Here is a 12,432-nt window from a genome sequence, read left to right on the forward strand (position 1 = left end):
TCCTCTCGCCGGCTTGAGGGGTTTTTGATGGCCGCCTGCTGGTTGTTCGACGGGTTTGTACTGACAAGAATGACAGGGCTGAGTCGCCCCTGTCACCGAGAGGACACCGATGTCCTTCACCGCCGTACACCACCGTGCCTGGCTCTCCGAGCAGGACTGCGACCTCGACTCGTTCCGCGCCCTCGTGGAGCGGACGGCCGACCCCGCCGACTACCCGCACGCCTCCGCGGTGGAGCGCAACGTCCTGCTGTACGACGCCGAACACGTCCGTACCGCGAAGGACCGCCGGGGCCTTCAGGAGGAGCTCGTCAGGGCCCTCACCGACGGACCCGGAGTGGTGGTCTTCCGGGGCGCCTTCCCCGATCACGCGGTGGTCGACCGGGCCACCGAGGTGTTCGACGCGCTGATCCGCGAGCAGTACGCGGCGGGCACGACGGCCGGCGACCACTTCGCCAAGCCCGGCGCCAACGAGCGGGTGTGGAACGCACTGGAGAAGGCGGCCCTCTACGACCCGGCGGCGTTCGCCGACTACTACGCCAATCCCGTCCTCGCCCTGGTCTGCGAGGCCTGGCTGGGCCCCGGCTACCAGGTGACCTCCCAGGTCAACGTGGTCAACCCGGGCGGCCTCGCACAGACCGCGCACCGCGACTACCACCTCGGTTTCCTCTCCGACGAGTTGGCCGCGGCCTATCCGGCGCACGTCCACCGCCTCTCCCCCGTGCTCACCCTGCAGGGCGCGGTCGCGCACTGCGACATGCCGGTGGAGTCGGGACCGACGCTGTACCTGCCGTTCTCGCAAGGCTTCGAGCCGGGCTATCTGGCGTGGCGGCGGCCCGAGTTCCAGGCGTACTTCAAGGAGCACCACGTCCAGCTGCCGCTCGCCAAGGGCGACGCCGCCTTCTTCAACCCGGCGCTGTTCCATGCCGCCGGGACCAACCGCACCACGGACGTGCGGCGCATGGCCAATCTGCTCCAGGTGTCCTCCGCCTTCGGCCGGGCGATGGAGACCGTGGACCGGGAGGCGGTGGCGAACGCGGTCTACCCCGTGCTGCTGCGCCGCAAGGCGGACGGTGCGGACGAGGCCTGGCTGGAGAACGTGATCGCCGCGAGCGCCGAGGGCTATCCCTTCCCCACCAACCTCGACAGCGACCCGCCGGTCGACGGCCTGGCCCCGCCCTCGCAGGCGGACCTGGTACGCGAGGCGCTGCGCGAGGACCGGCCTCCGCGGGTCCTGCGGGACCACCTGCGGGTGGCCGGCGAACGCCGCGCGAGCTGAAAGGACAACGAAGATCCATGGGACTCCTCGACGACAAGGTCGTCCTCGTCAACGGCGGCAGCCAGGGCGTGGGAGCGGCCATCGCCCGCGCCGCCGTGCGTGAGGGGGCGGTCGTGGCCGTCACCGGCCGGCGCCCGGAGCCCGGCGAGGCGCTGGTGGCCGAGCTGACGGCCTCCGGCGGCAAGGCGATGTTCGTGCGCGCCGACCTGTCCGACGCCGCACAGGCGAAGGCTGCCGTGGGCGAGGTGGTCGCCGCGTACGGGCGGATCGACTGCCTGGTCAACTCCGCGGGCCTGACCTCGCGGGGCACGCTCCTCGACACCACGCCCGAGCTGTTCGACCAGCACATCGCGATCAACCTCAAGGCGCCGTTCTTCGCGATGCAGGCCGCCGTCGCCGACATGGTCTCCCGCAAGGCGCCCGGCACGATCGTCAACATCATCACGTCCTCGGCGCACGGCGGGCAGCCGTTCCTGGCCCCGTACGTCGCCGCGAAGGCCGGACTGATCGGCCTGACCCGCAACGCCGCGCACGCCCACCGCTGGGACCGGGTGCGGATCAACGGCCTCAACATCGGCTGGACGGCCACCGAGGGCGAGGACGCCACCCAGAAGGCGTTCCACGGCGCCGGTGACAGCTGGCGCGAGGAGGCCGCCGCCAGGCTGCCGATGGGCAAGCTGGGCCAGCCGGACGAGATCGCGGACTTCGTGGTCTTCCTGCTGTCGGAGCGGTCGGGCGTGGTGACCGGATCGGTGATCGACTGGGACCAGAACGTCCTGGGCGGCCTGGACTGAAATTTCAAGCCCGTCCGGCATTGAGGACGAGCCCGAAGGGCGATGGGGGCCCGGGGCACAGCCCCGGCAACGGACAGCAACCACACACCAAGAAACAGGAAAGCAGCGGAGCTCATGCGTATCGGAATCCTCGGCCTCGGCCGCATCGGCGCCTTCCACGCCGAAACCCTCTCCGGGCTCGACGTGGTCGAGTCGCTCGTGCTGACCGACCCGTTCGCGGACGCCGCCAAATCCGCGGCGGAGCGGTTCGGCGGCGAGGTCGTGGACTCGCCTGAGGCCCTGCTGGCCGCCGGCGTCGACGGCATCGTGGTCGCGGCAGCGACGGACGCCCACCCCGGCCTGATCCTGGCCGGCGTCGAGGCCGGCATCCCGGTCTTCTGCGAGAAGCCCGTGGCCAGGACCATGGCCGAGGGCGTCGAGGTCCTCAAGGCCGTCGAGGGCAAGGACGTGCCGATCCAGATCGGTTACAACCGCCGCTTCGACGCCGGTTTCGTGAACGCCCGCGCGGCCGTGCGGAGCGGTGAGCTGGGCAAGCTGCACACCGTACGGTCGACCACGCTGGACCCGGCGCCCCCGCCGGCCGCGTACATCGCCGCTTCGGGCGGCATCTTCCGCGACTGTTCGGTCCACGACTTCGACATCATCCGCTGGGTGACGGGCCGCGAGGTCGTCGAGGTGTACGCCGTCGGCGGCAACCGGGGTGCCGAGTACATCAAGGACGCGGGCGACGCCGACACCACCGGCGCGATCCTCACCCTCGACGACGGCACCATCGCGGTGGTCTCCAACTCCCGCCACAACGCCCGGGGTTACGACGTCCGCATGGAGATCCACGGCTTTACGGACTCCATCGCGGTGGGCCTGGAGGACAAGCTGCCGCTGCGCTCCGTCGAGCCCGGCACGACCTTCCCGGCCGGCACCCCGCACGACTTCTTCATGGACCGCTTCACCGCGGCCTACCGTGCCGAACTCACCGCGTTCACCGAGGTCGTGGCCGGCAGCCGCCCCTCGCCCTGCACGATCGCGGACGCCCTGGAGGCCGGCTGGATCGCCGACGCGTGCACGCTGTCCCTGCACGAGCACCGCCCGGTGACCATCGCCGAGGTCCGCACCGCCTGAGCGGCGGCCCCAGTCCCTCGTGCTCCGGGCGCCGGCCCGGCCTCCTGCGCCCGGAGCACGAGTGTGCGAATCGCCACGTTGCCCCTGACGGTCACGACCGCGGGATCTCTCCGTACGACCATGAGATCCACGCACGCAGGACCAACGAGGAGCAGCGACCATGAGCACCGGCGAGATATCCCGGCCCCACCCCGACACCCCTCAACCCGCTTCGCCCGGCGGGCAGTTACGCGGCGAGCGGCGTGTGGTCGTCGTCGGCGCCGGACCGAGCGGCCTTGCGGCCGCCCGTGAACTGGAGCGGGCCGGACACCGGGTGACCGTCCTGGAGGAGCAGGAGACGGTCGCCGGGAAATGCCAGAGCGTGCACGTGGGCGGCCGGGCCCACGACCTGGGCGGCCACATCTGCACCAACCGGTACGAGCGGACGGCACAGTTGCTGACGGACCTGGACATGGAGACGGAGCGCACCACCCGCTACCGCGTCCTCGACGTCGAGGGGCGCACCGCGAGCCGGCAGACCATGTCGTTCCTGCGCGACGGCGCCCTCCGGCGCTACCGGGCGCTGCGCGAGCGCGAGTTCCCGCGCATCGCCGAACCCGGGCTCGCCCACTCCGCGCGCGCCCTGGCCGCCCCGGTCACCCACTGGCTCGCCGAGCACGGCCTCGAGTCCATGGCGGAGTCGTTCGGCACCGGATACACCGCCGCCGGGTACGGCTATCTCGACGACCAGGTGCCCGCCCTGTACTTCGTCAAGTACGCCGAGATGACCGGCCTGCTGTCCCCCACGCCCGAGCTGCTGGGCCACGGGGGCGCGTTCACCGTCACGGGAGGCTTCGGCACGCTGTGGCAGCGGGTCGCCGAGGAGCTGAAGGACGTGCGGTGCGCGGTGCATGTGGTGTCGGTCGAGCGGCACGAGGGCGGGGTGCGGGTGCACACGGACTCGGGCCCGGTGGAGGCCGACGACCTGGTGCTCGCCGTCCCTCTGGACCGCGTCCTGCCGTTCCTGGACGCCACCGCCGAGGAGCGCGACCTCGCCGGGCGGATCCGCAGCAACGCCTACCACACCACCCTCGCCACCGCCTCCGGCCTGCCCGAGAACGCCTTCTACTTCCTCGACCGCCACACGGCGACCCGCGAGGCGACCGGCCACTGCGTCTCGTACCACCACCGCTACCCGGGCAGCGACGTGCGGACCTTCTACTCCTACGGCCGCCCCGAGGACGTCGGCGCACTGCTGGAGGCCGACGTGACAGAACTCGGCGGGCGACTGGAGGAGACGCATCTCCACCGCCAGTGGGCGTTCATGCCGCACTTCGGCAGCGACGACCTCGCAGCCGGCGCCCTGGACCGGCTCGACGCGCTGCAGGGCCGCGACCGCACGTACTACGTCGGCGGCCTGCCCGCCTTCGAACTGATCGAATGCACCGTCGCCCACGCCCAGGACCTGGCCCGCCGCCATTTCCCGCCCGCCGACGGCACACTGCCCCTGCACGAACGCACAGAGAAGGAAACGACCTCATGAGCGAACCGGTCCGCGAACCCCTGCGCATCGGCGTCCTGGGCGCCGCCCGGATCACCGGACGCGCCCTGATCGACCCGGCCCGCACCACGGGCCACCGCCTGGTCGCGGTGGCCGCCCGCGACCGCTCCCGCGCCGAGGCCTTCGCCGCCGAGCACGGTGTGGAGCGGGTCGCCGACTCCTATGCCGCCCTGCTCGCCGACCCCGACGTCGAGGTCATCTACAACCCGCTCGCCAACGGCCTGCACGGTCCGTGGAACCTGGCCGCCCTCGCGGCCGGCAAGCACGTCCTGAGCGAGAAGCCGTCGGCGAGCAACGCCGAGGAGGCCGCCGAGGTGCGGGAGGCGGCGGCCAAGGCCGGCACGGTCTTCATGGAGGCCTTCCACTACCTCTTCCACCCGGTCACCCGCCGTCTGCACGAACTCCTGGAGAGCGGTGAACTGGGCGAGTTCCAGCGGGTGGAGACCATGGTCGCCATCCCGGCACCGGAGGACACCGACCCGCGCTGGTCCCTGCCCCTGGCCGGCGGCGCCGTGATGGACCTGGGCTGCTACAGCCTGCACGCCGTACGGATGCTTGCACCGTGGGCGGGCGGCGCACCGAGCCTGGTCTCCGCGCGCGGCGGCGAGCGCGCGGGCGCGCCCGGCGTCGACGAATGGCTGGACGCCGACCTGGCCTTCCCGAACGGCGCCACCGCCTCGGCACGCTGCCACATGGCGTACGACAAGCTGGAGATGAGCTGCCGGATCATCGGCAGCCGCGGCGAGGCACTGGCCCCGAACTTCGTCCTCCCCCAGATGGACGACCGGATCATCGTCCGCACCGCGGACGGCGAGCGGACGGAGCGGCTCGGCACCCGTTCCTCGTACACCTACCAGCTGGAGGCGTTCGCGGCGCGCGTGCGGGAGGGCTCCCCGCTGCCCCTGGACCCGGACGACGCGCTGGCGACGATGACCCTGATCGACGAGAGCTACCGCGCGGCGGGGTTCGAACCGCGGCCGCGGACGCGGGTGTAGGGCGAAGTCACGGTACGGCCATGGCTCTGGGATGATCGCCGCCATGGCCGCACGCATCGCACCCGCCCAAGTCGCCGACATCCAGCAGGTCCTGGCCGATCACCCCCGTTACTGGGGCGACCGGGATCTGCGGGACCTGCATCTCCTGGCCCTGGTGCAGGAGTTCGGCGAGACCTGTCTGGTCGCTCGTTCCGACGACGGCGTTCTCGGCTATCTGATCGGCTTCGTCACGCCCGGCGGCACCGGATATGTGCACCTGATCGCGACGCGGGACGACGCCCGCGGCAGCGGTCTGGGGCGGGAACTGTGGGGCGCCTTCACCGAGGCTGCGCGGCGGCAGGGGGCGGTGCGGCTGAAGGCCATCACGAGCCTCGGCAACAAGGGGTCCATCGCCTTCCACCGCAGTCTCGGGTTCGAGGTACGGGTGGAGGAGGACTACAACGGGCCCGGCGAGGACCGGGTCGTGTTCAGCCGGGCCATCGGGTGACCTCGTACAGCGCCGGCCGCTCCACCAGTTCCACCGGCACCCGGGTGCCTTCCTCCAGCGCCTTCACGCCCGCCTCGCACACCGCGGCGACGGCGTAGCCGTCCCACACGCTCGGGCCGACGACCTCGCCGCGACGGGTGGCGTCGACCCAGGCCTGGACCTCGCGGTCGTAGGCGTCCGCGAAGCGTTCGATGTAGTCCTGGGCGATGGTGCCGCCCCAGCGGCCTGCCATGTTGGTGACCAGGGCGTGGCCGTCGCCGATGCGGGCGGTGCCGCGTTCGCAGACCACCTCGGCCTGGACCTGGTAGCCGAAGCCGCAGTTGACGAAGATCTCGACGTCGACGATCGCGCCGCCGTCGGTCTCGAAGACGACGAACTGCGGGTCCTGTATGCCGTCCGGTGCGTTCGCGGACGGGGTGGGGCGCAGCACCGTGACGGCGGTGATCTCGTGGCCGAGCAGCCAGCGCGTCACGTCCATCTCGTGCACGACGGAGTCGTTGATGAGCATCTCGCTGCGCCAGCCGGGCGGCGAGGCGAGGTTGCGATGCCGGTTGTGCAGCATCAGCGGGCGTCCCAACTGGCCTGTGTTCAGGAGGGACTTGAGCTTCATGTACTCGGCGTCGTAGCGCCGCATGAAGCCCACCTGGACCCGGCGGCGGCCCAGCTTCTGCTCCGCTTCCAGGACCCGGAGCGCGGAGGCCGCGTCCGGGGTGAGCGGTTTCTCGCACAGTACGGGCAGATCGTGCTCGAACGCCGTCAGCAGGGCAGCTTCGTGGGCGGGCCCCGGGGAGGCGATCAGCACGGCGTCGACATCGGCTGCCGCCATGGCGGCGGCCGGGTCGGAGTAGGCGGTGCAGCCGTCGATGCGGGCCGCGACGTTCTTGGCGCGTTCCGCATCGACGTCCACGACGGCGGTCACCCTGGCCCCGCTGATGACCTCCTGGACACGGCGGACGTGGTCGGCGCCCATCTTGCCGGCGCCGACGACCGCGACCTGCAGTGTTCCTTGCCGAGCCATGGTCGTTCGTCCCCCTTCGAAGGGTCAGGCGCCGCAGGACCTCAGGAACTGGCGGGTGCGCACCGCGATCGGCAGCGGCTTGTCCGGCTCGCAGGGGTACATGTCCTGCTCGACGATGGCGAACAGCTCCACGCCGAGCTTCTGCGCGGCCTCCATCACCGGCCCCAACTCCGGTACTCCGGCGGGCGGTTCACACATCACGCCCTGCGCCACGGCAGGCCCGAACGGGGTGCCCTTGGCCTGCACGTCGGCGAGGATCCGCGGGTCGACCTGCTTGAGGTGCAGATAGCCGATGCGTTCGCCGTAGGTCTCGATCAGCTTGACGCTGTCGCCGCCGCAGTAGGCGTAGTGCCCGGTGTCCAGGCACAGGTTGACCAGGTCGGAGTCGGTCGAGTCGAGGAAGCGCTCGACGTGGTCCTCGGTGTCGATGTGGGTGTCGGCGTGCGGGTGTACGACGATGTCGAGGCCGTACGCCTCCTTCACCTCGTGCCCGAGCCGCTCCATGCCCTTGGTGAGGTACGCCCACTGCTCGCCGGTCAGCTCCGGCGGCTCCAGGATCTCGGCGGTCTTGTCGTCCCGCCAGAAGGACGGGATGACGACCAGGTGCTTCGCGCCCATCGCCTGGGTGAGCGCCGCGACCTGGCTGACGTGCTCCCAGGTGGACTCCCAGACGGCGGGGCCGCGGTGCAGGCCGGTGAAGACCGTGCCCGCCGAGACCTTCAGATCACGCTTGCCGATCTCCTCGGTGAGGCGGGCCGGGTCGGTCGGCAGATAGCCGTACGGGCCCAGCTCGATCCACGAGTAGCCGGCCTCGGCGACCTCGTCGAGGAAGCGTTCCCAGGGCACCTGCCGGGGGTCGTCCGGGAACCAGACGCCCCAGGAGTCGGGGGCCGATCCGACCCGGATGCGGTCCAGAGCACCTGCCATGTCAGGGGGTTCCTTCCGGGCTTGTCACCACGGGTGCGGTGAGGTCTTCCTTCTCCGGGAGTTCCTCGACGTCGACGCCGCTGACCTGGGACAGCTCGTGCTTGAGCGCGGCGAGTTCGGCGCCGCCCGCCATGTGGTTGGTCAGCTCTTCCAGGGTGATCTGGCTGCGTTCGGCGGACAGTTCCATGGTGCCCAGGCGCAGCACGCTGAAGTGGTCGCCGACCATGTAGGCGTGGTGCGGGTTGTGGGTGATGAAGATGACGCCCAGGTCGCGCTCGCGGGCCGCGGCGATGTACTTCAGCACCACCCCGGACTGCTTGACGCCCAGCGCGGCGGTGGGCTCGTCCAGGATCAGCACGCGGGCGCCGAAGTAGACCGCGCGGGCGATCGCCACGCACTGGCGCTGGCCACCGGACAGCGTGCCGATGGGCTGTTCCAGGTTGTCCAGGATGATGCCCATCTCGCGCAGCTCGTGGTCGGCGGTCTTCTTCATCTTCTCGATGTCGAGACGGCGCACGGGCCAGGGGCCCTTGGTCATCTCGGAGCCGAGGAAGAAGTTGCGCCACACCGGCATCAGCGGCACCGTCGCCAGGTCCTGGTAGACGGTGGCGATACCGCGGTCCAGGGCATCACGCGGGGTGGTGAAGCGCACCGGGGCGCCGTCGACGAGGAACTCGCCCTCGGTGTGCTGATGCAGCCCCGAGATGATTTTGATCAGCGTGGACTTGCCGGCGCCGTTGTCGCCGAGCACGCAGGTGACCTGGCCGGGATGGACCTTCAGGCTCACCCCGTGCAGCGCCCGGATGTTGCCGTAGGCCTTGCCCGCATTGCGCAGTTCGACGATCGCGCCGTCCTTCGCCGCCGGGGCGGTGTCGGGGAGGATGGCTCCGTGGGTTGCGGAGTTGTTGTCTGTCATCGCGAATTCACCTTCGGGTCATGGTGCGCTGGACCCACAGATTGATCAGGACGGCGCCCAGCAGCATGACGCCGAGGAAGGCCTTGAACCAGTCGGGGTTCCAGCCGGCGTAGACGATGCCCTGCTGGACCATGCCGAACATGAACGCACCGAAGACCGGGCCGATCGCCGAGCCGTAGCCGCCGGTCAGCAGGCAGCCGCCGATCACCGCGCCGGAGATGTAGATCAGCTCGATGCCCACGCCCTCACCGGACTGCACCGTGTTGAAGGAGAACAGCTGGTGCATGCCCACGAACCAGGCCCCGAAGCCCACCAGCATGAACAGGGAGATCTTCGTGAAGGCGACCGGCACACCCACCGCCCGCGCGCTGTCCTTGTTGCCGCCGACCGCGAACGTCCAGTTGCCATAGCGGGTGCGCAGCAGCACCCAGGTCGCCAGCGCAGCGAACAGCAGCCACCAGAACACGGTGATCTTCACCTGCACGCCGCCGATGTCGAAGCTGGAGGCGAAGACCTTCTTGGCCTGGTCGAAGCCGTCCATGTTGCTGATGTCGTCGGTGGCCACGTTGCCGGTGACCAGCTTGGTCACCGCGAGGTTGACGCCCTGCAGGATCAGGAAGGTGCCCAGCGTGACCAGGAAGCTGGGCAGACCGGTCTTGACGACCATCCAGCCGTTGAAGAACCCGATCGCCAAAGAGACGACCAGCGCGGCGATCACACCCACCCACACGTTCATGGTCAGCTGGTAGCTGATCATGGCCGCGGTCAGCGCCGAGGTGATCACCCCGACACCGGCCGACAGGTCGAACTCCCCACCGATCATCAGCAGCGCCACCGGGATGGTCACGATGCCCAGCGTCGAGGACTGGTAGAGGATGTTCGCCATCGAACTGGCATCCCGCACCGGCGGCGCCGCGACCAGGAAGAACACGTACACCGCAACCGCACCGAGGAAGACACCCACCTCGGGCCGGGCCAACAACCTGACGACCAGCGGCCGTTCGGCGGTACGCCCGTCGGTCTCCTTGGGGCCGGGGGCCGGCGGTGAGGTCACCGCCGGCTCGGCATGCTGGGTCATGCTCATCACCGCGTTCCGTTGGCGGCAAACTTGGAGACCGCGTCGACGTTGGACTTGTCGACGAAGGCCGGACCGGTCAGCACCGGCTGCTCGCCGCCGCCCATGTAGTTGCCGTTGTTCTTGTACAGCCACAGCGAGTCGATCGCCAGGTAGCCCTGGAGCCAGGGCTGCTGGTCCACCGCGAACTGGATCGTGCCCTTGCTGATGGCGGTCGTCAGGTCCTTGTTGAGGTCGAAGGTGGCGACCTTCGCCTTGCTGCCGGCGTCCGAGATCGACTGCACCGCGGTCAGCGCGTACGGGGCGCCGAGGGCGGTGACGTAGTCGATGGAGGAGTCCTGCTTCAGCTTCGCGGTGATCGTCGACTTCACGGACGGCATGTCGGTGCCGTTGACGTAAAGAACGTCGGTCTTGCCGGAGAAGGTCTTCTTCACACCGTCGCAGCGCTGGGTCAGGCCGACATTGCCCTGCTCCTGGATGACACAGACGGTGTGCTTGGCGCCGAGGTCGTTGAGCTTCTTGCCGAACGCCTCGCCGGACACGGACTCGTCCTGGCCGAAGAACTCCATCAGGCCGAGCTTCTGCCAGTCGCTGAGACCGGAGTTGAGGCCCACCACGGGTATGTTGGCGGACTTCGCCTTGCCGACGACGGTCTTGAGGGCGTCCGGCTTGGCCAGGGTGATGGCGATGCCGTCGACCTTCTGGTCGATCGCGTTCTGCACCAACGTGGCCTGGTTGCCCGCGTTCGGGTCGTGCGAGTAGATGAGCTTGACGTTGTCCTTGGCCGCGGCGGCCTCGGCACCCTTGCGGACGATGTCCCAGAAGGTGTCACCGGGCGACTGGTGCGTGACCAGCGCGACCGTCATGCGAGGCGTGGTGGCCTTGCCGGCCGATGCGTTGGCGCCACCCTCCTCGGACTTCTTGCCCCCGGAGCTGCTGGAGCAGCCGGCGAGGGTCAGGGCAGCCGCCGCGGCCACCGCGACAACGGGGGCGATTCTGCGGGAGCGGGGGTGAGAAGAGCGGTCCATCTTTCCTGGCACCTCACTGTGCGTTGCGGGGGAAAGGGAGAAGGGATCACGAAGATCCAGGGCCCGGGATCTTGGCATGCCCGGGTCGTCTGCCGCAAACGCGGCGGTCGGCCTGGGACGGGATCAAACCCCTGGCCGCGCCCGCTGTCAATACTTTGTTAAGACATCATTTCACGAGCTAGTCCGAATGTAAGTACAAACTATTGACAGCGTCGCCCTCCGAGGCCTACACCTGGGAGGCGGCAGGCCCTCTGGGACCCGCATCCCCAGACCAGCTCGAGGAGCGTCGCGCATGGCCGAGTCAGACCAGTCCTTCGACTTGATCACTATGGGCCGTATCGGAGTCGATCTCTACCCGCTCCAGTCGGGGGTTCCCCTGGCCCGGGTCGAGACCTTCGGCAAGTTCCTCGGCGGTTCGGCCGCCAACGTGGCGGTCGCCGCCGCCCGGCTCGGCCGCAACACCGCGGTGATCACCCGCACCGGGGACGACCCCTTCGGCACCTATCTCCACGAGGCGCTGAAGGAGTTCGGCGTCGACGACCGCTGGGTCGCACCCGTCGCCGCGTACCCGACACCGGTGACCTTCTGCGAGATCTTCCCTCCGGATGACTTCCCTCTGTACTTCTACCGGCAGCCTAAGGCTCCTGACCTGGAGATACATTCCGAGGAGCTGGACTACTTCGCCATCCGGGCGAGCCGGGTCTTCTGGATCACCGGGACCGGTCTGAGCGAGGAGCCCAGCCGCTCCGCCACCCTCGCCGCCCTCAAGGCACGCGACAAGGCGGGTACGACGGTCTTCGACCTCGACTGGCGGCCCATGTTCTGGCAGGACCCGGAGGAGGCCCGCCCGTACTACGCGGAGGCACTGCGGCACGTCACGGTCGCGGTCGGAAACCTCGACGAGTGCGAGGTCGCCACCGGCGTCCGTGAGCCGCGGGCCTGCGCGGAGGCGCTGCTGGAGGCGGGCGTGGAACTGGCGGTCGTCAAGCAGGGCCCCAAGGGCGTCCTCGCGGTGCACCGCGACGGCAGCAGCGCCGAGGTCCCGCCGGTGCCGGTCGAGGTGGCCAACGGTCTCGGCGCGGGCGACGCCTTCGGCGGCTCCCTCGTGCACGGTCTGCTGGCCGGTTGGGAGTTGGCCGAAATCATGCGGTTCGCCAACGCGGCCGGCGCCCTCGTCGCCTCCCGTCTCGCCTGTTCCTCCGCGATGCCCACCGAGGCCGAGGTCGAGGACCTCCTCGCGCGAGCCACCCTCTGAAA

12 protein-coding genes are annotated in these 12,432 nt (G+C 69.8%); 7 read left to right on the plus strand and 5 right to left on the minus strand.

The window, feature by feature from the left end:
* Positions 1-109 precede the first annotated feature (109 nt).
* The 6 genes from ACWC1K_RS04500 (at position 110) to ACWC1K_RS04525 (ending at position 6,211) form a co-directional block, all read left to right on the plus strand.
* The gene (locus ACWC1K_RS04500; protein ID WP_450828766.1) at positions 110-1,276 is read left to right on the plus strand and encodes a phytanoyl-CoA dioxygenase family protein; all 1,167 of its coding nucleotides are present in this window, start codon (positions 110-112) and stop codon (positions 1,274-1,276) included.
* A gap of 17 nt (positions 1,277-1,293) precedes the next feature.
* Positions 1,294-2,070 carry an SDR family oxidoreductase gene (locus ACWC1K_RS04505; RefSeq protein WP_450828767.1) on the plus strand — a complete coding sequence of 259 codons (777 nt, stop codon included), beginning with the start codon at positions 1,294-1,296 and terminating at the stop codon, positions 2,068-2,070.
* A gap of 114 nt (positions 2,071-2,184) precedes the next feature.
* Positions 2,185-3,189, plus strand: coding sequence for a Gfo/Idh/MocA family protein (locus tag ACWC1K_RS04510; protein WP_450828768.1), 1,005 nt, complete (start codon positions 2,185-2,187; stop codon positions 3,187-3,189).
* Between the two features lie 160 nt (positions 3,190-3,349).
* A complete protein-coding gene (locus tag ACWC1K_RS04515) occupies positions 3,350-4,711 on the plus strand; it encodes a protoporphyrinogen/coproporphyrinogen oxidase (RefSeq protein WP_450828769.1) in 1,362 nt (453 codons plus the stop codon).
* On the plus strand, positions 4,708-5,724 hold the full coding sequence (locus tag ACWC1K_RS04520; RefSeq protein ID WP_450828770.1) for a Gfo/Idh/MocA family protein: 1,017 nt from the start codon (positions 4,708-4,710) through the stop codon (positions 5,722-5,724). The genes ACWC1K_RS04515 and ACWC1K_RS04520 overlap by 4 nt, the downstream gene beginning before the upstream one ends.
* A 43-nt stretch (positions 5,725-5,767) precedes the next feature.
* Positions 5,768-6,211, plus strand: a complete 444-nt coding sequence (locus ACWC1K_RS04525; protein ID WP_450828771.1) for an N-acetyltransferase family protein — start codon at positions 5,768-5,770, stop codon at positions 6,209-6,211.
* Here ACWC1K_RS04525 and ACWC1K_RS04530 read toward each other — a convergent pair.
* The 5 genes from ACWC1K_RS04530 to ACWC1K_RS04550 are packed head-to-tail and all read right to left on the minus strand — an operon-like array spanning position 6,192 to position 11,175.
* On the minus strand, positions 6,192-7,229 hold the full coding sequence (locus ACWC1K_RS04530; RefSeq protein WP_450828772.1) for a Gfo/Idh/MocA family protein: 1,038 nt from the start codon (positions 7,227-7,229) through the stop codon (positions 6,192-6,194). The genes ACWC1K_RS04525 and ACWC1K_RS04530 overlap by 20 nt on opposite strands.
* 24 nt (positions 7,230-7,253) lie before the next feature.
* On the minus strand, positions 7,254-8,156 hold the full coding sequence (locus tag ACWC1K_RS04535) for a sugar phosphate isomerase/epimerase family protein (protein ID WP_450828773.1): 903 nt from the start codon (positions 8,154-8,156) through the stop codon (positions 7,254-7,256).
* Position 8,157: 1 nt separating this feature from the next.
* Entirely contained in the window at positions 8,158-9,072 is a 915-nt protein-coding gene (locus ACWC1K_RS04540) for an ATP-binding cassette domain-containing protein (protein WP_450828774.1), read from the minus strand.
* 7 nt (positions 9,073-9,079) lie between these two features.
* Positions 9,080-10,156 carry an ABC transporter permease gene (locus ACWC1K_RS04545; RefSeq protein ID WP_450828775.1) on the minus strand — a complete coding sequence of 359 codons (1,077 nt, stop codon included), beginning with the start codon at positions 10,154-10,156 and terminating at the stop codon, positions 9,080-9,082.
* The gene (locus tag ACWC1K_RS04550) at positions 10,156-11,175 is read right to left on the minus strand and encodes a sugar ABC transporter substrate-binding protein (protein WP_450828776.1); all 1,020 of its coding nucleotides are present in this window, start codon (positions 11,173-11,175) and stop codon (positions 10,156-10,158) included. The genes ACWC1K_RS04545 and ACWC1K_RS04550 overlap by 1 nt, the downstream gene beginning before the upstream one ends.
* 292 nt (positions 11,176-11,467) lie before the next feature.
* Between ACWC1K_RS04550 and iolC the strand changes: the two genes are divergently transcribed.
* Positions 11,468-12,430, plus strand: coding sequence for a 5-dehydro-2-deoxygluconokinase (gene iolC / locus ACWC1K_RS04555; RefSeq protein ID WP_450828777.1), 963 nt, complete (start codon positions 11,468-11,470; stop codon positions 12,428-12,430).
* Positions 12,431-12,432: the final 2 nt, after the last annotated feature.

This window comes from Streptomyces sp. NPDC001492 (assembly GCF_053597275.1).